The organism is Streptomyces sp. 1-11 (assembly GCF_007176755.1).
GTDB lineage: Bacteria > Actinomycetota > Actinomycetes > Streptomycetales > Streptomycetaceae > Streptomyces.
On sequence record NZ_BJTV01000001.1, the window covers coordinates 41,508 to 60,536 of the forward strand.

Sequence of the window (19,029 nt, forward strand, 5' to 3'; positions counted from 1 at the left end):
CCGCCCCGCGCCGGATCGCGCCGGACCGGCCGCCCGCCCCGCCGCCCGAGTGGCAGGGCCCCGTTCCCCGTCCTAGCGTGGCCGCATGATCGAGCTCGAGGGGCTGACCAAGCGGTACGGCGAGAAGGTGGCGGTGGACGGGCTCACCTTCACGGTCCGCCCCGGCATCGTGACGGGATTCCTCGGGCCCAACGGGGCCGGGAAGTCCACGACCATGCGGATGATCCTCGGACTCGACCGGCCCACCGCCGGAGACGTGCGCATCGACGGCCTGCACTACGAGCAGCTCCAGGACCCGCTCACCGCGATCGGCGCGCTGCTCGACGCCAAGGCGGTGCACGGCGGCCGGAGCGCCTACAACCACCTGCTCTGCCTGGCGCAGAGCAACGGCATTCCCGCGCGCCGGGTGGCCGAGGTGCTGGACGCCGTCGGACTCACCGCCGTGGCGCGGAAGAAGGCCAAGGGCTTCTCGTACGGGATGGGCCAGCGGCTCGGGATCGCGGCCGCGCTGCTCGGCGATCCGCGGATCCTGATGTTCGACGAGCCGGTCAACGGGCTGGACCCCGAGGGCATCCACTGGATCCGGAACCTGATGAAGTCGCTGGCCGCCGAGGGCCGGACCGTGTTCGTCTCCAGCCATCTGATGAGCGAGATGGCGCTGACCGCCGAGCATCTGGTGGTCATCGGCCAGGGCCGGCTGCTCGCCGACACCTCCATGGCCGACTTCATCCGGCAGAACTCCCGGGCCTACGTGCGCATCCGCACTCCGCAGCGCGAGCGGCTGCTCGACGTGCTGCACGAGGGCGGGATCACCGTCGTCGAGGCGGGCGGCGAGGCGCTGGAGGTGGAGGGCGGCAAGGCCGAGCGGATCGGTGAGCTGGCCGCCCGCAACGGCATCGTGCTGCACGAGCTGAGCCCGCGGCACGCCTCGCTGGAGGAGGCGTTCATGCGGCTCACCGCCGAGTCGGTGGAGTACCACGCGCACGCCGCACCCACCGCCCCGGTCCCGGGGGACTGGGGCGCCGGCTGGAAGGGAGCCTGATCATGGCCGCCGCACAGGTGATCCGGTCCGAATGGACCAAGATCCGGTCCGTCTCGTCCACGGCGTGGACGCTCTCGCTGGCCGTGCTGGTCACGATCGCCCTCGGGATGCTCATCTCCGCGCTGACGCGGAGCCAGTTCGGCGACATGCCGGTGCGCGACCGGCTCTCCTTCGACGCCACCGTGGTCAGCTTCGCGGGCATGACGCTCGGCCAGCTCGCCATGATCGTGTTCGGGGTGCTCGTCGTCTCCGGCGAGTACAGCACCGGCATGATCAGGGTGTCGCTGGCCGCCGTGCCGCGGCGGGGCGTCTTCCTGTTCGGCAAGGTCGCCGTGGCCACCGCGCTGGCGCTGGTGGTCGGCATGGTCACCAGCTTCGCCGCGTTCTTCCTCGGGCAGGCGATGCTGGGCTCGCTGCGCACCCACATCGGCGACCCCGGGGTGCTGCGCGCGGTGATCGGCGGGGGTCTCTACATGACGCTGATCGCGGTGTTCTCCATGGGCGTCGCCACGATGCTGCGCTCGCCGCTGCTCTCGCTCGGCATCCTGATGCCGTTCTTCTTCCTGGTCTCCAACATCCTCGGCAACGTCGACGCCACCAAGAAGGTCGGCCGCTTCCTGCCCGACCAGGCCGGCAGCCGGATCATGCAGGTGGTGCCGAGGATCGGCGACGACACCCCCTACGGCCCCTGGGGCGGTCTGGGCATCATGGCGCTGTGGGTGGCCGCCGCGCTGGCGGGCGGGTACGCCCTGCTCAAGCGGCGGGACGCCCAGTGAGCCGTTCCGGCCGCGTCCGTGGTGCTCCGGCTTTACTTTCCCTTGGCCGGAACCGTCAGCGCCCGGATATCCTCCTAACCCTTACGGGGGCGTGTGCCCCGCTGTCCTGAACCTTTCGATGGGTGCGGAGCATGATCGAGGCTGTCGGCCTGACCAAGCGCTACGGCGACAAGACCGCCGTGTACAACCTTTCCTTCCAGGTGCGACCGGGAGCGGTGACCGGCTTCCTCGGGCCCAACGGCTCCGGCAAGTCGACCACCATGCGGATGATCCTCGGGCTCGACAACCCGACGTCCGGCACGGTGACCATCGGCGGCTACCCGTACCGCAAGCTGCCCAACGCCCCCCGGCACGTCGGCGCGCTGCTCGACGCCAAGGCGGTGCACGGCGGCCGGTCCGCCCGCAACCACCTGCTCAGCCTCGCCCAGCTCTCCGGCATCCCGGCCCGCCGGGTGGACGAGGTGCTGGGGGTCGTCGGCCTGCAGGAAGTGGCGAAGCGGCGGTCCAAGGGCTTCTCGCTGGGCATGGGCCAGCGGCTCGGCATCGCCGCCGCGCTGCTCGGCGACCCCCAGGTGCTGCTCTTCGACGAGCCGGTCAACGGCCTCGACCCCGAGGGCATCCTCTGGGTGCGCAACCTGATGAGGGCGCTGGCCGCCGAGGGCCGTACCGTCTTCGTCTCCTCGCACCTGATGAGCGAGATGGCGCTGACCGCCGACCACCTCATCGTCATCGGCCGCGGCCAGCTCCTCGCGGACATGAGCGTGCGGGACTTCATCTCCGCCAACTCCGCCGACTTCGCGCGGGTCCGCACCCCCGACACCGAGCCGCAGCTGCGCGAGAAGCTGTCCGCCGCGCTCACCGAGGCGGGCGGCCATGTGCTGCCGGAGCAGGACGGCGCGCTGCGCGTGACCGGGCTGCCGCTGCCGCGCATCAGCGACCTCGCGCACGAGGCGGACGTACGCCTGTGGGAGCTGTCGCCGCACCAGGCCTCGCTGGAGGAGGCGTACATGCGGATGACGCAGGGCGCCGTCGACTACCGCTCCACCATCGACCAGAAGACCGGGCTGCAGCAGCCGCTGCCGCCCGGCGCGCAGCCGCCCCTGCCGGTGCCCGGCCAGGGCCAGCCCGGCTGGTACGCGCCGCCGCCGCCGCAGGCGGGCGGCCAGCCGTTCGCCATGCCGGCGCCCGCCGGGCCGTACGGCGGTGCGCCCTCCGGCGGGTACGGGGCCCCCGGCGCGGGCGCCCCCAACCCGTACGCCGCGCCCGCCCCGCAGGCGCCCCCGGCGCAGCCGGTCCCCCAGGCTCCGTCGGTCCCCCAGGCTCCGCCGGTCCCGCAGCAGCCCGCGGCGGCCGCCCCGGCCCCGGCCGCCGAACCGTCCCAGTCCGCAGCCGCGGCCCCGGCCGCCGACCCGACCCAGCCCGAGGACGCCCGATGAGCACCCACCAGCCCCCGATGCCGCAGGCCCCGGCCGCCGCGCCCGACTGGCAGGCGGCGCCCGGCGGGAACCACCCCGGCTACAGCTCGCCGATCCCCGTCGTGCGCACCCACCTCGGGCACGCGCTGGCCTCCGAGTGGACCAAGATCAGGTCGGTGCGCTCGACGATGTGGACGCTCGGCGTCTTCGTCCTGCTCGTGGTCGGCATCGGCCTGCTGGCCGGCGTGGCGGTCCGCGGCTCCGGCGACCTCGGCGGCCAGAGCCCGCTGACCCTCGGCTTCTTCGGCCTGCTGATCGGCATGATGTGCATCATCACGCTCGGGGTGCTGACCACGGCGTCCGAGTACGGCACGGGCATGATCCGTACGACGACGACCGCGTGCCCGAGCCGGGGCCGGGTGCTGGCCGCCAAGGCCATCGTGTTCTTCGCGCTGGCCTTCGTGGTGACGCTGGCGGTGGTGTCCTTCGTCGCCATGCTCCACGCCTCCATGCTGGACGGCCAGGGCGCCAAGAGCCCGTCCACCGGGGAGTGGCTGAAGGCGACGCTCGGCATCAGCCTCTACATCGCGCTGCTCGGGCTGCTGTCGCTGCTCGTCGGCTCGATGATCAGGCACTCGGCGGGCGCCATCACCATCATGATCGGCGCGGTGCTCGCCCCGCTGGTGATCGCGCTGTTCATGAACGCGTCGTCGCTGGAGAAGGTGCAGAAGGCGCTGCTTGAGTACTCGATCCCGAGCCAGATGGGCGTGTTCTACGACAACACCCTGAGCCACTCCGGCCCGTCGGGCTGGGACCCGCTGTGGATCATGCTGGGCGTGACCGCCGCGGCCTACGCCGGCGCCTACGCGCTGCTGCAGAGCCGGGACGTCTGAGCCCGGGGTCAGAACCTCGGCGCGTTACGGGACCGCCGCACCCTCGTGGTGCGGCGGTCCTTCGCGTTCCAGCACGCCTTGTGCCAGTGGCGGCGGTCGTCCACGCCCGCGTGCTCGGGCCAGGCCACCACGTGCGGGACGGCGGAGGGGATCAACTGGTCGCAGCCCGGGCAACGATAGGTCTTGCCCTCGGCGCTCGCCCCCGCGACATGGCGCACGCTCCACTCCTCGCCCTGCCAGTTCTCCGTGGACTGCCAGCCGCCGTACCGGCCCGCCGGATCGTCCTCGGCGCTGCGGCCGAACGATCCGGCTGCCTTCGGTCGGTTGCGACGCGGGGACACGGGACACCTCTCGGAGCTATACAGGAAGCACGGGCCGCATCCAGCGTACGCGGCGCCGCCAGGGGTACGCGTAGCGCTTCGATCCGCACAAGTGCCCCCACGAGGGCGCCGATTCTGCAGACAATCCGCAAATCTCCCCGCCAGAGCCGTGTCCTCGGCACGTGTCAGACGGTTATGCCCGGTGGGGGAGCTCCGGTCGGAGCCAAGGAAGCAGGAAGAGCGATGCGCGTAGGAAGTTTTGTGCTGGCGGCCCAGTTCCCGGGCCAGGGCCCCGGGGAGGCACTGCACCGTGCGGTCCGCTCGGCGGAGGTCGCCGAACAGGCCGGGCTGGACACGGTGTGGCTGGCCGAGCACCACTTCGTGCCGTACGGCACGTGTCCGTCCGCGGTCACCCTGGCCGCCATGCTGCTCGGGCGCACCGAGCGCGTCCGCGTCGGCACCGCGGTCAGTGTGCTGCCCACGGCCCACCCGGTCGCGCTCGGCGAACAGGCCGCGCTGCTGCACCTGACGAGCGGCGGACGGTTCACCCTGGGCGTGGGGCGCGGCGGGCCCTGGGTGGACCTGGAGGTGTTCGGCGCGACCCTTCAGGCGTACGAGCGGGGGTTCCCGGAATCACTCGATCTGCTGGTGCGCTGGCTGCGCGAACCGTCCGTCGCCGCCTCGGGTGAGCGCTTCTCCTTCCGCGAGGTGCCGGTCGTGCCCCGCCCCTCCGAGGCCCTGACGGAGACCCCCGGACCGGAGGTGGTGGTCGCCTGCACCTCACCGGCCACGGTGCGGCTGGCGGCCGAGCGCGGGCTGCCGATGCTGCTCGGGATGCACGTGGGCGACGAGGAAAAGGCCGAGATGGTCGCCCTGTGGCGGCGTTCCGCACGGGCCGCCGGCCGGCCGCCCGAGGAGATCGCGGGCGCGGCGCATGTCTCGGCGGGCGTCTGCCAGCTGGCCGACCGGCGCACCGACGCGGTGGAGACCCTGCTGAAGGCGATGCCGGGCTGGCTGAAACAGGGCCTGGAGGCCCATGTGACCGTGGACGGCCGGGCGCGTGCCATGCGCGACCCGCACGCCTACACCGAACTGCTCTGCGGACTGCACCCGGTGGGCACCCCACGGCTGGCGGCCGACCGGCTCGCCGCCACCTCCGAGCGCACCGGCATCACCCGCTTCGCCCTCCTCGTCGAGGGTTCGGGCGACCTGGCGGCGACGGAGGAGAACGTGCGGCGGCTGGGCGCCGAGGTGCTGGCCCAGCTCCGCTGACGGGCCGCCGGACCGCCGGGCCCCCGGGCGCCACGGGGGGCTTGCCGCCCCAGTACGCATGCACCTCCCCCAGGTGGAGCGGCAAGCAAGCGGCTCACTGTGCAAGCAGCCGGATATCCGCGCGTCAGCAGTCCCGGAGTTCCGGCGACTGGTTCAGCAACTGGTTGCGCACCGAGGTGAAGCGGGCCAGCGTCTCGTCCACCGAGGCGTCCAGCGGGAACACCGCCACCCGGTGGCAGTTCTGGAAGGCCAGCCGTACCCCGAAGTGCCGCTGCAGCGCACCGCGTATGGCGTCACTCGCGAGCGCACGCAGCAGCTGACCGCGCGCCTGCTCGTCCGGCGGGGGCGTCTGGTTGTCGGCGAAGGGTCCGCCGTCCACCTTCAGCTGGGCCACCAGGGAGCTGATCATCTCCCACGCATAGGGCAGGGAGGTCCGGACGCAGTCGACGAATGCTGCTTCGTCGACCTCGCCTCGCTCGGCCTGTTCGAGTAGGGCCGGTGAGACGTCGAGCGACATGGGTTCTCCTCTCGCACCCCCGCCGAGCAGGGGTTGCCGGACAGACAAGGCAGTTCGCGATACCGAACACGCTGGGTACACGGACCGCGACCTCCCGTTCCCTACGGTAGGCAACGGTCGGTGACCACACCAGCAGATTGCGTATATGGAACGGTCCCTTTGCGCGCACAATCGGCCAGAGTTGAACAGGAGTTTCCAGGGATAAAAAGGGTGGCTCCCCGGGCTGGCGGTGCCGGTGAGGTCCGGCGGCGGGAGGGCGGATCGCGTGCACCACCGGGTGTCGAGTAGCGTTGCCGACCATGCGTCTCGTCATTGCCCGGTGCTCGGTCGACTACGCCGGCCGGCTCACCGCCCACCTGCCCTCGGCGCCCCGCCTGATCCTGGTCAAGGCGGACGGCAGCGTCTCCATCCACGCGGACGACCGGGCGTACAAGCCCCTCAACTGGATGTCGCCGCCCTGCACGCTCAAGGAGGGCGCGGGCGACGACGAGGGCGTGTGGACCGTGGTCAACAAAGCGGGCGAGAAACTGATCATCACGATGGAGGAGATCCTCCACGACTCCTCGCACGAACTCGGCGTGGACCCCGGTCTGATCAAGGACGGCGTGGAGGCGCACCTGCAGGAGCTGCTCGCCGACCGCATCGAGACCCTCGGCGAGGGTTACACCCTCATCCGCCGCGAGTACATGACCGCGATCGGCCCGGTGGACATCCTCTGCCGGGACGCGGACGGGGCGACGGTCGCCGTCGAGATCAAGCGGCGCGGTGAGATCGACGGTGTCGAACAGCTCACCCGCTACCTGGAACTGCTGAACCGCGACCCGCACCTGGCCCCGGTCCGCGGCGTCTTCGCGGCCCAGGAGATCAAGCCGCAGGCCCGGGTCCTGGCCACGGACCGCGGCATCAACTGCCAGATCCTGGACTACGACGCCATGCGCGGCATCGAGGACGACAAGCTGCGGCTGTTCTGAGCCCGCGGCCGGGCCGACGCGCGAGGGCCGGTTCCGCCCGGGGGGAACCGGCCCTCGCGCGTCGGGCGGGAAGGGTCACACCACGGAGTCCGGACCGCCGGCCACGGCCGCGCCCGCCGCGCCGCTCGACGCCGCCGTGCCGCTCGACGCCGTCGGGGCGCCGGACGCCGGGCCGCTCGCCGAGGTGGACGTGCCCGGAGACGAGGACGGGTCGTCCGACGGGGACGGCGACTGCGGCGCACTCGAACTGGGCGGCGGGCTGCTCGGCGGGGTGGACACGGTCGGCGTGGGCGACTGCGAGCCCGGCCGGTGCGTGCTCCTGGTGGGCGACGGCGTCGTGCCCCCGCCGCCCGGGGCCTTCGTGGCACTGGGACTGGACGACGGGCCGGAGCCGGCCGCGGGCGGGGCCGGGTCGTCCGAGGTGCCGTAGGTGCCGTCGGGCCCGGGGTTGACCGGGCTGCTGGACGCCCTGCCGGGCTCTGCCCCGCCTTCGTCGCCCTTCGCCGGTTCGGCGCCGGGGCTGCTGTCCTCGGCGCCCTGGCTCACCGACGGGTTGACGTCGACCGTGCCGGCCGGGTTCCGGTCGGCGTTCTGCTCGGACGTCATGCCCAGCGTGACGACCGTGCCGAGCACGGCGACGAGCAGCGCCCCGGAACCGGCCGCGACCAGGTTGCGGCGGGCCAGCCGGCGTATGCCGCCGCCGGCGCCGGCGGCCGGGATCCGGCGGGTGGCCTGGGAGTCGCCGGCCGGCCCGGACGGCGCCGCGAAGGTCGCCGGCACCCCGCCGGACGGTGCGGCGGCCGCCTCGCGGCGGGCGTCGGGCGCCTCCTCGCCGGCCGCCGCCGGGAGCCCGGGCGCCTCCCCGGCCAGGTCGGCGACCAGCGCCAGCGCGCGGCGCCCGGCGACCGCGCCCCGCTTGTCGGCCAGCGCCGCGCGCAGCCCGCCCGAGGCCTCCAGCTCGGCACGGGCCCGGTCGAGCTGTCCGGCGCACAGCGCGAGGACGCCCAACTCGTGGTGGAAGTAGACCTGTTCGGCGACATCCCCGGACAGCCTCGAGGCCTCGGCGCCGCAGCGCAGCGAGCGTTCCCAGGCGGTCCAGTGCAGCCCGGCGGCGAAGGCGGGCGCGGCCGCGCGGGCGAGCCGGACCGCGACGCCCTCCTCCTCGCCGTCGGCGGCGGGCCGGGTGTCCGGCACCACCACGGCGAGCGCGGCGAGGACCGCGTCGGCCTCGGCGCACACCCGCTCGGGGGTGACCGAGGGGTGCCCGGCCCACCAGGCGTAGTGCTCGGCGGCCGTGCGGCCCTCGGCGGGGACGTCGGCGTCGTATCCGGCGGCCTCGAGCTGGGCCCGCACACCGGCCGCCAGCCGGTAGCGGGGGCCGACCGCGGAGACCAGTCCGCAGCCCGCGAGTTCACCGAGCGCGGCGTCGGCGTGGGTGTCGCCGACCAGGGCGGGCAGGTGCGCCTGGTGCGGCACCTCACCGTCGAGCGCCACCGCGAGGCGGAGGGTGGCACGGGCGGAGGCGCTCAGCCGGGAGGCGAGCAGCGGGGCGGGCGCGGCCGCCTCGCCGAGGGACGGCAGGGCCGGCTGGTCGCCGTCGCCGGCGTCGAACTCGTCCCCGGCGCGGGTCAGTACGTCCTCGAAGACGCCGTACTCGTCCACCGCCCCGGCGCTGGCGCGCAACTGGTCGCGCTGCCGGAGCAGGGCGCCGGCCTGCACGAAGCGCAGCGGCAGGCCCTCGGACTCGAACCAGAGGTCACCGGCCCAGTTGGCTTCCTCCTCGGTGAGCACACGGCCGACGGTCCGCTCCAGGATCTCCACACCGGCCGCCCGGTCCAGACCGCCCAGGAAGACCTCCTCCACCTCGGAGCCGGCGGTGGGCGCGGGCACGTCGGGGGTGGTGGCGAGCAGGAAGGCGCACTCGGGCGTGGCGTCGAGCAGTTCGTCCAGGGCCGCGCCGCCGAACTCGAGGTCGTCCACGACGACGACGGCGCCGATCTCCCCGGCCAGGGCGAGGAGTTCGTCGTGTTCGGGGCGGTGCGCCGGGGCCTCGTGAACGGCGTGGAACAGGTCGTGCAGGAGGTCGGCGGCGGTGCGGTGGAAGCCGGAGAGCCGTACCACGCCGTCGGGCGCGAGGTCCGCGCAGTCCTCGGCGACGAGGTCGAGCAGGGCGGTGCGGCCGGAGCCGCCGGGGCCGGTGAGCCGCACCGAGCGGCCACGCGCCAGCAGCCGGACCAGGCGCTCGCGTTCGTCCTGGCGCTCCAGCAGGGCGAGGGTGGGCAGCGCCGGGCCGGGCGGCACGGGCGGCCGGGCGGCACGCTCGGCCTCGGCGCGCTCGGCGGGCGTGCGCTTGCGGGGCCGCTCGGGCCGCTGGTGCGGCGGGCAGGGTTCTATCTCGCTGCCGTCCACCGGGTTGACGGTGAGCAGGAAGCCGCCGGAGACGACCTGCGACGTGCGGGCGATCGCGGGCGCGCTCTGGCCGAAGTCGGAGGTGAGGGATTCCCGGGGCGGGCGGCGGCCGAGAGCCTGGCCGTGCTCCTCGGGTCCCGGAGTGATCGGGTCCATGGGTTCAAGCCCCCCAAAAGCGTCGTGTGCCCTGCAAACCGGCCCCTACCGGCCTGTTGCACACCGCGCTGTCGCTTCTGGTCCGGTCCCGCTCGAGGGTTGCTTCAGGCAGCGGGCGACCGAACCCTAAACCTTGGCACAGTATCCACGACAGGGCGGGGTGCCGCCCGGCCCGAGACGTCACGGTCCGGTGAGGATTGCCCTCGTGGTGCGGTAAGGGAACTGCGCCCGGATCTCCCCCGTCGCCCCGGTCACTCCCGGCCGGGTGCGTCACGCACGCGGCTCGGGTGCCTCACGCACGCGGCTCGGGTGCCTCACACACGCGGCGCCGGTGCGTCACACGCGTGGCAGCGACTCGACGCCGATGCCGCCCTCGATGGCGAGGATGCGGTGCAGCCGGGTGGCGACCAGCAGCCGCTGCATCTGGGCCGGGACCCCGCGCAGCACCAGGCGGCGACCGCAGCGGCCGGCCCGCCGGTGGGCGCCCATGATCACTCCGAGTCCGGTGGCGTCCCAGGAGTCCAGTTCGGACAGGTCGAGCACCAGGTCGCCGACGCCGTCGTCGACGGCCGAGTGCAGGGCCGTACGGGCGTCCGCCGCGCTGCGGACGTCGAGGCGGCCCCCGACGACCAGCTCGGCGTGGTCGCCCCTGATGTACATATGCGCTCCCCGTTGAGTGCGGTCCGGCGTACTCCGTGACGGTGCTGATGCTGTGCAAGCTCTGACTGCCTGAGCGGCAGGGCGGTTGCTGCTTGTAAGCGAACCGATACCGAATTCACCCCCGGGAGTGATACTCCCGGGGTGTGTGTCCGGATCCGGATGGATCTGTACGGATCAGTACTTGTAGAAGCCCTGCCCGCTCTTACGGCCGATGTCACCGGCGTCCACCATCCGGCGCATCAGCTCCGGCGGGGCGAACTTCTCGTCCTGCGACTCGGTGTAGATGTTGCCGGTGGCGTGCAGCAGGATGTCCACGCCGGTGAGGTCCGCAGTGGCCAGCGGGCCCATGGCGTGGCCGAAGCCCAGCCTGCAGGCGAGGTCGATGTCCTCGGCGGTGGCCACGCCGGACTCGTACAGCTTCGTCGCCTCGACCACCAGGGCGGAGATGAGGCGGGTGGTGACGAAGCCGGCCACGTCCCGGTTGACGACGATGCAGGTCTTGCCGACCGACTCGGCGAACTCCCGCGCGGCGGCGAGGGTTTCGTCGCTGGTCTTGTAACCGCGGACCAGCTCGACGAGCTGCATCATCGGCACCGGCGAGAAGAAGTGCACGCCCACCACGCGCTCGGGGTGCTCGGTGGCCGCCGCGATCTTGGTGATCGGGATGGCGGAGGTGTTGGAGGCGAGCACGGTCTCCGGCCGCACGATCTTGTCGAGCGCGCGGAAGATCTCGTGCTTCACCTCGAGCTTCTCGAAGACGGCCTCGACGACGATGTCGGCGTCGGCGGCGGCGTCCAGGTCGGTGGTCGCGGTGATGCGGCCGAGAGCGGTGTCGGCGTCGTGCGCCTCCAGCTTGCCCTTGCTCACGAACTTGTCGTACGAGGCCTTGATGCCGTCGGTGCCACGCTTCAGGGCCTCGTCGGTGACGTCCCGCAGGACGACGTCCCAGCCCGCCTGCGCGGCGACCTGAGCGATGCCGGACCCCATGAGACCGGCGCCGATGACGGCGAGCTTCCGTGCCACTGTGCGACTCCCCTGATACGCGCTGTCGTCAGGCCCTGGCAATGCCTCCCCCTGGTCCGCTCGCGGGGTTCGATCCCGGCGTCCTGGGACAGTTGCTTCACCGGACGCCGCCGGGCAGGCGAAAAGGTCATGCCGGGGCCTATCTCTCGGCCGGACACTAGCGCCCGTGAGGGGCGCAGCGGCGCAGTTAGTAACGCGTTTCACGTCTCACGGGATGAGATGCCGGTCACGTCTGCGCTCCGCCCGCACGGGGTGCCCGCCTCCCATGGATGTCAGTGCCTGCTCCTACGCTGCCTCCGACCGACCGGGAAACCGAGGAAAGAGGCAACGGCATGGGCGGCAACGGCTGGACGCACACGGGCCCTTACCAGCAGGACCTGGCGGTGGCGTTCCGCCGGGCACAGGAAGCCGAACTGGCCGAGGACGACCACGGGTTCCCGGGCCGGACCGTGGACGAGCTGTGGCGGGACCCGGCCTGGCACGAGTACGTCTTCACCGGCGGCACGGGCACGGTCCTGGACCAGCCCGAACTGATAGGCGCCACGGATCCCGACGACGGCCCCTTCATGCGCCCGCTGACCGACGAGGAGGTCCGCGCCTGGGCCCCCGACGGCCGCCCCACCCGGGCCGACTGGGAAGCGGCCCTGCGCTCCGACCGGCTGGAGTTCCCGGGCCGGGCGCAGGGCAGGTGCACGGTGCTGTACGAGGACGGCGAGCCGCGACGGATCGGGTACTGGGGAGTGACGGCGGATTAGCACACCCCGCCCGGGCGGCGGTCAGTCGCTCAGGCCCAGCACCTCCGGGTTGCCGCCGGGGAAGTCCCGGGGCATGCCCGGTACGTCGATGGTGCGCCCGTACACGCCGGCCAGGAACTCGACGACGCCGACCGGGAACTCCGACCAGTCGCCGTTGTCCCCGCGGACGACCACCGGCCATGCGTCCGGGTCCGCGGAGTCCGTCCTCCAGTAGAAGTCGTCGCCCGAATAGGACGACGCCCAGCAGATCAGGCCTCCCGGCCGCGGGAAGGGAACGTGGCCCTCGGTGTCGCCCATCTCGTACAGGTCCTGGAGGATCTCGTCCTCCCGGCGTGCGGAGCCCCACAGCGCCTCGTGCCCGGGCCGGGGAAGGGACACCGCCAGGAAGTCGTCGACGACCAGCATCGGGTACGCCTCCGCCAGCGCGCGGAAGTCCGAGGGCAGCGCCGTCCCGAGGGCCGCCTCCAGAGCGGCCCAGTCCACGCCGCGCCCCCCGGGCACGCGCCACCGCGTCATCGCCCGCAGCGCGGCCTCCAGTTCTTCGATCCTCGGCAAGTCGTCCGCCTGTCCTGATCGTTCTCCGGCCCCCCGCCGGTGATGGCACCTGCGACCCGTCCATGATCCACGACTCGCCGGCCTGTTCCCCGCCCGGCCCCGCCGTCCGCCCGCCTCCCGTGCGCGAGGACACCGGGCACGGCCCCGTCCGCCGCGCCGGCCGTGACCATCGGCACATGGGACTCCCGGACGGCCCGGCCGTAACTACGCTGGTCGCATGGTCAATCTGACGCGCATCTACACCAGGACCGGCGACCAGGGCACCACCGCCCTCGGCGACATGAGCAGGGTCGCCAAGACGGACCTGCGGATCTCGGCGTACGCCGACGCCAACGAGGCGAACGCGGTGCTCGGCACCGCTATCGCGCTGGGCGGCCTGGACGCGGAGGTCGTCGAGGTACTCACCCGAGTCCAGAACGATCTCTTCGACGTGGGCGCGGACCTGTCGACGCCGGTGAAGGAGAACCCGGAGTTCCCGCCGCTGCGGGTCGAGCAGTTCTACATCGACCGGCTGGAGGCGGACTGCGACCGCTTCAACGAGCGGCTGGAGAAGCTGCGCTCCTTCATCCTGCCCGGCGGCACCCCCGGCGCCGCCCTCCTGCACCAGGCGTGCACGGTGGTCCGCCGCGCCGAGCGCTCCACCTGGGCGGCGCTGGAGGCGCACGGCGAGGTGATGAACCCGCTGACCGCGACCTACCTCAACCGCCTGTCCGACCTGCTGTTCATCCTGGCCCGGACGGCGAACAAGGAGACCGGGGACGTGCTGTGGGTGCCGGGCGGGGAGCGCTAGCGCTCCCGCTTGGGGAACAGCGTGTAGCTCGCGGCGATCACCAGGTTGACGACGATCAGCAGCAGCATCCGCGACTGCCAGGCCCGCAGCGAACCGGTCTCGCCGTGGCCGCCGACGTACCAGACCGCCGCCTGCAGCAGGGCCAGCGCGACCAGCGAGGCGAGGATCCAGCGGCCCGCGACCTTCCACTCGTGGACGACGCGGGCCCTGCCGTACCTCGGGGGCCGCTCGGGCGGCGGGCCGCCGGCGAAGCGGTGGGCGACGCGGGCGTCGGCCCACTTAACCGTCGAGTGGCCGAGGCCGACGGTGAAGCCGATGTAGACGGCGGCGAGGCCGTGCCGCCAGTCGGGCTCGGCCCCGTTCCTCAGGTCGATCGCGGTCACCGCGAACAGCACGACCTCCAGCAGCGGCTCGCAGAGCAGCAGCGCGAGCCCGGTGCGCGGCATCCGCAGCGCGTACCGGAACGCCAGCCCGGCGGCCAGCAGTACCCAGAAGGCCACCTCGCAGGCGACGATCAGTCCCACGACCACGGCTCCGCTCCCTTCGTCCGGGCTCCAGCCTCGCGGACCGCGGCGCCCGGATCATCGTCGGCGGCGACGAACCCGGGGTAAGCGAAAGTCGCAGTCCGGGACCGTTCCGGGGGAGCAGGCGCGGCGGCCGCGGGCCGTGTTGGATGGGGTCATGCCCTTCGCCCCGCCCCGACCGCACCGCGACGACTGGCGCATCGCGGCGGGCGGGCTGCTCGGCGGGGTGCTGCTGTGGGCGCTCGGGATGCACCCGCGGGTGTCCTCGGCCGGCCTGGTGCTCTGGGGCGCCCCCTGGGCCCCGCTGGTGCCGCTCGCGGTGACGGCCGCCTGTGAGCCGCTGCGCCGCGTCCGGCCCCGCACCGCGCTGCTGATCGGCACGGCCGCGCTGACGCTGGACACGGTGACCGAAGGCAGCATCGTCACCGTCGTGCTCTACACCGACCTGGTGTACGCGGCCGTCCTGTACGGCACACCGGCCTCCGCGCGCCGCATCCCCTGGATCACCGGCATGCTGACGGTGGTCGGCGGAGTCGTCCCGGCGGCCCTGTGGCGCGACCCGCAGGGGCTGCTGATCGGCGTCGGCGTCGGCGTGGTCGCGTTCGCGCCGGCCTCCACCGGCTGGGTGGTGCGCAACCACCGCGACGCCGCCGAGGCGGCCCGGCTGCGCGCCGGGCAGACCGCGCTGCTGGCCGAGATGGACCGCGCCCAGGCGGTCACCGCGGAACGGGCGCGGATGGCAAGGGAGTTGCACGACCTGATCGCCAACCACCTGTCCGCGATCGCCATCCACTCCACCGCCGCGCTCTCCCTGGACGACCCGGCGACCTCGAAGAACGCCCTGGCCGTCGTCCGGGAGAACAGCGTGGCCGGGCTGGAGGAGATGCGGCGGCTGATCGGCATCCTGCGGGCCGGCGGCGGTGACCTGGAGCCCGCCGCGACCCCCACCCTCGACGGCCTCGCCGCCCTGGTCGAGGGCGCCCGCGCCAACGGCCTGGACGTCACCCTCGACGCCGGTCACGGCAAGGTGCCCGCGCCGGTGGAACTCGCCGCCTACCGGATCGTGCAGGAGTCGCTGACCAACGCCCTCAAGCACGCGGCGCGGGGGCGGGTGCACGTCGCGCTGCGGCAGCTCGACGGCGCCCTGGAGGTCCGGGTGACCAGCCCCTTCCGGCCCGGCGACTCGCCCCGGGCGCCCGGTTCGGGCGCCGGTCTGGCGGGGATGCGGGAGCGGGCGGCCCTGCTCGGCGGCGTGTTCGCGGCCGGTCCCGGGGGCGGCGTGTGGACCGTGCGCGCCGCCTTCCCGCTGAACGGAGGAGACCCCGCGTGATCCGAGTGCTGGTCGCCGAGGACCAGGCCGCCGTCCGCGCCGGACTGGTGCTGATCCTCGGCAGCGCGCCCGACATCGAGGTGGCCGGCGAGGCCGCGGACGGCGAGCGGGCGGTGGAACTGGCCCGGGAGCTGCGCCCCGACGTGGTCCTGATGGACGTTCAGATGCCGCGCCTTGACGGGGTGACGGCGACCCGCCTGATCACCGCGGAGCGGCTGGCGGACGTGCTGGTGCTGACCACGTTCGATCTGGACGAGTACGTCTTCGGGGCGCTGCGGGCGGGGGCGGCCGGGTTCCTGCTGAAGCACACCGAGGCCGGCGACCTGCTGACGGCGGTGCGGACGGTGGCGCGCGGGGAGGGAATCGTCGCGCCCGCCGTCACCCGGCGGCTGATCGCGGAGTTCGCCGCGGCTCCGGCGCGGGGGCCGGGGACCGCCCCGGCGGTGCTGGAGGGCCTCACCCGGCGGGAGCGCGAGGTGCTGTCCTGTGTCGGGGAGGGGCTGTCCAACGCGGAGATCGCCCGGCGCCTGGAAATGGCGGAGGGCACGGTGAAGACGCACGTCAGCCGTCTGCTGGCGAAGCTGGAGCTGCGCAGCAGGGTGCAAGCCGCCGTCCTCGCACAGGAGTTGGGGATCTAACCGGACTCGGGCCAAGTGGTCCAGACCTATTGACCATGTGGTCCAGACCTTTCTATCCTCGCGGCACTGTGGGCGTGAAGGCTCAGTCATGCCCCTGACACCCCCGATGAAGAGGGAGGCGCAGCATGCGCTTCAGACACAGAGCCGCGGCAGGGTTCGCGACCCTGTTGCTCCCCCTGGCCGGCCTCGTCGGTCTCGCGAGCCCCGCCCAGGCCGCGGCCAACGCGACGGCGAGCTTCACCAAGAGCAGCGACTGGGGCACCGGCTTCGGCGGTCAGTGGACCGTGAAAAACACCGGTACCAGCGCCATCAGTTCCTGGACCGTCGAGTGGGACTTCCCCTCCGGCACCTCCGTCACCTCCGCGTGGGACGCGGACGTCACGAACTCCGGCAACCACTGGACCGCCAAGAACAAGTCCTACAACGGCAGCATCGCCCCCGGCGCCTCCGTCTCCTTCGGCTTCAACGGCGCGGGCTCCGGCTCCCCGTCCAACTGCAAGCTGAACGGCGACAGCTGCGACGGCACCACGGTCCCCGGTGACGCGGCGCCCTCCGCCCCGGGCACCCCGACCGCCTCCGGCATCACCGACACCTCCGTCAAGCTGAGCTGGAGCGCGGCCACCGACGACAAGGGCGTCAAGAACTACGACGTCCTGCGCGACGGCAAGGTCGTCTCCACGGTGACGGCCACCTCGTACACCGACACCGGGCTGACCGCCGGCACGGACTACTCCTACACCGTGCGGGCCCGCGACACCGCCGACCAGACCGGACCGGTCAGCGGCGCGGTCGCCGTGCACACCACCGGTGGCGGCACCACTCCCCCGCCCACCGGCGACAAGGTCAAGCTCGGCTACTTCACCGAGTGGGGCATCTACGGACGCAACTACAACGTCAAGAACCTGGTGACGTCCGGCTCCGCGTCGAAGATCACGCACATCAACTACGCCTTCGGCAACGTCACCGGCGGCAAGTGCGCGATCGGCGACTCCTACGCCGACTACGACAAGGCGTTCACCGCCGACCAGTCCGTCAGCGGCACCGCCGACACCTGGGACCAGCCGCTGCGCGGCAACTTCAACCAGCTCCGCCAGCTCAAGGCCAAGTACCCGAACATCAAGGTGCTGTGGTCCTTCGGCGGCTGGACCTGGTCCGGCGGCTTCGCCGACGCCGCGAAGAACCCGGCCGCCTTCGCCCAGTCCTGCTACGACCTGGTCGAGGACCCGCGCTGGGCGGACGTGTTCGACGGCATCGACATCGACTGGGAGTACCCGAACGCCTGCGGGCTGACCTGTGACACCAGCGGTCCGGCGGCCTTCAAGAACCTGATGGCCGCGCTGCGCGCCAAGTTCGGCTCCAACAACCTGGTCACCGCGGCCACCACCGCCGACGGCTCGGCCGGCGGCAAGATCGAGGCCGCCGACTACGCCGGCGCCGCGAGCTCTATCGACTGGTACAACGTGATGACGTACGACTTCTTCGGCGCGTGGGACGCCAAGGGCCCGACGGCCCCGCACTCCCCGCTCACCTCGTACTCCGGCATCCCGAAGGACGGTTTCACCACCGCCGACGCGATGGCAAAGTTCAAGGCGGCGGGCGTTCCCGCGAAGAAGCTGCTCATCGGCATCGGCTTCTACGGCCGCGGCTGGACCGGCGTCACCCAGGACGCCCCGGGCGGCACGGCCACGGGCCCGGCGACGGGCACCTACGAGCAGGGCATCGAGGACTACAAGGTGCTCAAGACGTCCTGCCCGGCCACCGGCACGATCGCCGGCACGGCGTACGCGCACTGCGGCAGCAACTGGTGGTCCTACGACACCCCCGCCACCATCGCCGGCAAGATGGCCTGGGCCAAGAACCAGGGCCTCGGCGGCGCGTTCTTCTGGGAGTTCAGCGGTGACACCAGCAACGGCGAGCTGGTGAGCGCCATCAACAGCAACCTGTAAGACCCACTGGAACGGCATTCACCCTCCCTCGGACGACGTCCGGTGGAGGGTGAACGTCGTTACGCCACGTTCACCCGCTGCCCGGGCGGGGCCGCTTCCAGCCACGCCAGGAAACCGGTCAGCGCGTCCTCGCTCATCGCCAGTTCGAGCCGGGAGCCGCGGTGGGTGCAGGCGAGGACCACCGCGTCGGAGAGCAGCGCCAGCTCTTCCTCGCCCTCCGGAAGCCGGCGGCCGGCCACCTCGATGGCCGCGCGCTCCAGCACGCGGCGGGGGCGCAGGGCGTAGGAGAAGACCCGGTACCACTCGATCCGGTCACCGTTGTAGCGGGCGACGCCGTAGCTCCAGCCCTTGCCGCCGGCGTCCGGTTTCTCGGCCACGTCCCAGCGCAGGGAACAGTCGAAGGTCCCGCCGGAGCGCTGGATCAGCCTGCGGCGCAGCCCGAACAGGAACAGTCCCGCCACCACGAGCGCGACCACGATCCCGCACACAGTCAGAGCGAGGACCATCGGCACCGACCTCCTCGTCTCCCAGACAGTGTCACTGCGCTAACAACTGAGTAATGAAACCCAAAAAACACCCACATCTGCCTCAGCCGCGGTCGGTACCGGATTGCTCCGGACCGACCGCGGCTGAGTGACGTCATCACACCGCGCGCTGGATCAACGCGCCGCCGTCGCCGCCCGCAGACGGACGTCGGCGCGGCGCTGTGCCTCCGCGTCGTCCTCCGCCTTCGCGCGCTCGAGCTCGCGCTCCGTGCGCTGGACATCGATCTCGTCCGACAGCTCGGCGATCTCGGCCAGCAGCGAGAGCTTGTTGTCCGCGAACGAGACGAAACCGCCGTGCACCGCGGCGACGACCGTTCCGCCATCACTCGTACGGATGGTCACCGGGCCCGACTCCAGCACACCGAGCAGCGGCTGGTGACCGGGCATGACGCCGATGTCGCCGGACGTGGTGCGCGCGACGACCAGGGTGGCCTCGCCGGACCAGACCTGGCGGTCGGCGGCGACCAGCTCGACGTGCAGCTCAGCAGCCAA

Annotated in this window: 20 protein-coding genes; 11 read left to right on the top strand and 9 right to left on the bottom strand. The window is 72.6% G+C overall.

The genetic code is table 11. The features are described 5' to 3' along the window. The first annotated feature begins 85 nt into the window (after window positions 1–85). The 4 genes from TNCT1_RS00190 (at window position 86) to TNCT1_RS00205 (ending at window position 4,126) form a co-directional block, all read left to right on the top strand. Window positions 86–1,042: an ABC transporter ATP-binding protein gene (locus TNCT1_RS00190; RefSeq protein ID WP_143626840.1), complete on the top strand. Its 957-nt coding sequence runs from the start codon at window positions 86–88 to the stop codon at window positions 1,040–1,042. Window positions 1,043–1,044: 2 nt separating this feature from the next. Continuing rightward, window positions 1,045–1,818, top strand: a complete 774-nt coding sequence (locus tag TNCT1_RS00195; RefSeq protein WP_174266083.1) for an ABC transporter permease subunit — start codon at window positions 1,045–1,047, stop codon at window positions 1,816–1,818. Between the two features lie 131 nt (window positions 1,819–1,949). Beyond that, window positions 1,950–3,254, top strand: a complete 1,305-nt coding sequence (locus TNCT1_RS00200) for an ABC transporter ATP-binding protein (RefSeq protein ID WP_143626845.1) — start codon at window positions 1,950–1,952, stop codon at window positions 3,252–3,254. Beyond that, on the top strand, window positions 3,251–4,126 hold the full coding sequence (locus TNCT1_RS00205) for an ABC transporter permease (RefSeq protein WP_143626847.1): 876 nt from the start codon (window positions 3,251–3,253) through the stop codon (window positions 4,124–4,126). Before TNCT1_RS00200 ends, TNCT1_RS00205 begins: the two co-directional genes overlap by 4 nt. Window positions 4,127–4,134: 8 nt before the next feature. On the opposite strand, the gene TNCT1_RS00210 is transcribed toward TNCT1_RS00205, so the two are convergent. After that, window positions 4,135–4,467: an ATP/GTP-binding protein gene (locus tag TNCT1_RS00210; protein ID WP_143626849.1), complete on the bottom strand. Its 333-nt coding sequence runs from the start codon at window positions 4,465–4,467 to the stop codon at window positions 4,135–4,137. Window positions 4,468–4,689: 222 nt separating this feature from the next. Between TNCT1_RS00210 and TNCT1_RS00215 the strand changes: the two genes are divergently transcribed. Continuing rightward, window positions 4,690–5,718, top strand: coding sequence for an LLM class flavin-dependent oxidoreductase (locus TNCT1_RS00215; protein WP_143626851.1), 1,029 nt, complete (start codon window positions 4,690–4,692; stop codon window positions 5,716–5,718). Window positions 5,719–5,842: 124 nt separating this feature from the next. Here the strand turns inward: TNCT1_RS00215 and TNCT1_RS00220 are convergent, their stop codons facing one another. After that, window positions 5,843–6,235, bottom strand: coding sequence for an SCO5389 family protein (locus TNCT1_RS00220; protein ID WP_014675028.1), 393 nt, complete (start codon window positions 6,233–6,235; stop codon window positions 5,843–5,845). Between the two features lie 299 nt (window positions 6,236–6,534). On the opposite strand from TNCT1_RS00220, the gene nucS reads away from it, so the two are divergent. After that, a complete protein-coding gene (gene nucS, locus TNCT1_RS00225) occupies window positions 6,535–7,206 on the top strand; it encodes an endonuclease NucS (protein WP_143626853.1) in 672 nt (223 codons plus the stop codon). A 75-nt stretch (window positions 7,207–7,281) separates the two neighbouring features. On the opposite strand, the gene TNCT1_RS00230 is transcribed toward nucS, so the two are convergent. The 3 genes from TNCT1_RS00230 to TNCT1_RS00240 all read right to left on the bottom strand — a co-directional run bounded on the left by TNCT1_RS00230 (window position 7,282) and on the right by TNCT1_RS00240 (window position 11,454). Continuing rightward, a complete protein-coding gene (locus TNCT1_RS00230; RefSeq protein WP_143626855.1) occupies window positions 7,282–9,771 on the bottom strand; it encodes an ATP-binding protein in 2,490 nt (829 codons plus the stop codon). Between the two features lie 336 nt (window positions 9,772–10,107). After that, on the bottom strand, window positions 10,108–10,431 hold the full coding sequence (locus TNCT1_RS00235) for an STAS domain-containing protein (RefSeq protein WP_143626857.1): 324 nt from the start codon (window positions 10,429–10,431) through the stop codon (window positions 10,108–10,110). Between the two features lie 174 nt (window positions 10,432–10,605). Continuing rightward, window positions 10,606–11,454 (bottom strand): 3-hydroxyacyl-CoA dehydrogenase family protein, encoded by an 849-nt coding sequence (locus tag TNCT1_RS00240; protein WP_143626859.1) that lies wholly within the window; start codon window positions 11,452–11,454, stop codon window positions 10,606–10,608. Between the two features lie 332 nt (window positions 11,455–11,786). Between TNCT1_RS00240 and TNCT1_RS00245 the strand changes: the two genes are divergently transcribed. After that, entirely contained in the window at window positions 11,787–12,209 is a 423-nt protein-coding gene (locus tag TNCT1_RS00245) for a hypothetical protein (RefSeq protein ID WP_143626861.1), read from the top strand. Window positions 12,210–12,230: 21 nt separating this feature from the next. Here TNCT1_RS00245 and TNCT1_RS36065 read toward each other — a convergent pair whose 3' ends face one another. Next, the gene (locus tag TNCT1_RS36065; RefSeq protein WP_235902227.1) at window positions 12,231–12,764 is read right to left on the bottom strand and encodes an SMI1/KNR4 family protein; all 534 of its coding nucleotides are present in this window, start codon (window positions 12,762–12,764) and stop codon (window positions 12,231–12,233) included. Between the two features lie 217 nt (window positions 12,765–12,981). On the opposite strand from TNCT1_RS36065, the gene TNCT1_RS00255 reads away from it, so the two are divergent. Further along, the gene (locus TNCT1_RS00255; RefSeq protein WP_143626863.1) at window positions 12,982–13,554 is read left to right on the top strand and encodes a cob(I)yrinic acid a,c-diamide adenosyltransferase; all 573 of its coding nucleotides are present in this window, start codon (window positions 12,982–12,984) and stop codon (window positions 13,552–13,554) included. On the opposite strand, the gene TNCT1_RS00260 is transcribed toward TNCT1_RS00255, so the two are convergent. Next, a complete protein-coding gene (locus TNCT1_RS00260) occupies window positions 13,551–14,084 on the bottom strand; it encodes a hypothetical protein (protein ID WP_143626865.1) in 534 nt (177 codons plus the stop codon). The genes TNCT1_RS00255 and TNCT1_RS00260 overlap by 4 nt on opposite strands. Window positions 14,085–14,235: 151 nt before the next feature. Here TNCT1_RS00260 and TNCT1_RS00265 point away from each other — a divergent pair, with 151 nt between their 5' ends. The 3 genes from TNCT1_RS00265 to TNCT1_RS00275 all read left to right on the top strand — a co-directional run bounded on the left by TNCT1_RS00265 (window position 14,236) and on the right by TNCT1_RS00275 (window position 17,992). Further along, window positions 14,236–15,408, top strand: a complete 1,173-nt coding sequence (locus TNCT1_RS00265) for a sensor histidine kinase (RefSeq protein WP_143626867.1) — start codon at window positions 14,236–14,238, stop codon at window positions 15,406–15,408. Beyond that, window positions 15,405–16,046, top strand: a complete 642-nt coding sequence (locus TNCT1_RS00270) for a response regulator transcription factor (RefSeq protein ID WP_143626869.1) — start codon at window positions 15,405–15,407, stop codon at window positions 16,044–16,046. The genes TNCT1_RS00265 and TNCT1_RS00270 overlap by 4 nt, the downstream gene beginning before the upstream one ends. 125 nt (window positions 16,047–16,171) lie before the next feature. Beyond that, window positions 16,172–17,992, top strand: a complete 1,821-nt coding sequence (locus TNCT1_RS00275) for a glycoside hydrolase family 18 chitinase (protein ID WP_143626871.1) — start codon at window positions 16,172–16,174, stop codon at window positions 17,990–17,992. A 59-nt stretch (window positions 17,993–18,051) separates the two neighbouring features. Here the strand turns inward: TNCT1_RS00275 and TNCT1_RS00280 are convergent, their stop codons facing one another. Both TNCT1_RS00280 and TNCT1_RS00285 read right to left on the bottom strand, forming a co-directional pair. Further along, window positions 18,052–18,498, bottom strand: coding sequence for a DUF2550 domain-containing protein (locus TNCT1_RS00280; protein ID WP_143626873.1), 447 nt, complete (start codon window positions 18,496–18,498; stop codon window positions 18,052–18,054). A 153-nt stretch (window positions 18,499–18,651) separates the two neighbouring features. Beyond that, window positions 18,652–19,029: a F0F1 ATP synthase subunit epsilon gene (locus TNCT1_RS00285; protein WP_143626875.1), complete on the bottom strand. Its 378-nt coding sequence runs from the start codon at window positions 19,027–19,029 to the stop codon at window positions 18,652–18,654.

Coding starts and splice junctions, on each gene's coding strand:
- TNCT1_RS00190 (WP_143626840.1), top strand. CDS start 86: ATGATCGAGCTCGAGGGGCTGACCAAGCGGTACGGCGAGAAGGTGGCG.
- TNCT1_RS00195 (WP_174266083.1), top strand. CDS start 1,045: ATGGCCGCCGCACAGGTGATCCGGTCCGAATGGACCAAGATCCGGTCC.
- TNCT1_RS00200 (WP_143626845.1), top strand. CDS start 1,950: ATGATCGAGGCTGTCGGCCTGACCAAGCGCTACGGCGACAAGACCGCC.
- TNCT1_RS00205 (WP_143626847.1), top strand. CDS start 3,251: ATGAGCACCCACCAGCCCCCGATGCCGCAGGCCCCGGCCGCCGCGCCC.
- TNCT1_RS00215 (WP_143626851.1), top strand. CDS start 4,690: ATGCGCGTAGGAAGTTTTGTGCTGGCGGCCCAGTTCCCGGGCCAGGGC.
- TNCT1_RS00220 (WP_014675028.1), bottom strand. CDS start 6,235: ATGTCGCTCGACGTCTCACCGGCCCTACTCGAACAGGCCGAGCGAGGC.
- nucS (WP_143626853.1), top strand. CDS start 6,535: ATGCGTCTCGTCATTGCCCGGTGCTCGGTCGACTACGCCGGCCGGCTC.
- TNCT1_RS00230 (WP_143626855.1), bottom strand. CDS start 9,771: ATGGACCCGATCACTCCGGGACCCGAGGAGCACGGCCAGGCTCTCGGC.
- TNCT1_RS00235 (WP_143626857.1), bottom strand. CDS start 10,431: ATGTACATCAGGGGCGACCACGCCGAGCTGGTCGTCGGGGGCCGCCTC.
- TNCT1_RS00245 (WP_143626861.1), top strand. CDS start 11,787: ATGGGCGGCAACGGCTGGACGCACACGGGCCCTTACCAGCAGGACCTG.
- TNCT1_RS00255 (WP_143626863.1), top strand. CDS start 12,982: ATGGTCAATCTGACGCGCATCTACACCAGGACCGGCGACCAGGGCACC.
- TNCT1_RS00265 (WP_143626867.1), top strand. CDS start 14,236: ATGCCCTTCGCCCCGCCCCGACCGCACCGCGACGACTGGCGCATCGCG.
- TNCT1_RS00275 (WP_143626871.1), top strand. CDS start 16,172: ATGCGCTTCAGACACAGAGCCGCGGCAGGGTTCGCGACCCTGTTGCTC.
- TNCT1_RS00280 (WP_143626873.1), bottom strand. CDS start 18,498: ATGGTCCTCGCTCTGACTGTGTGCGGGATCGTGGTCGCGCTCGTGGTG.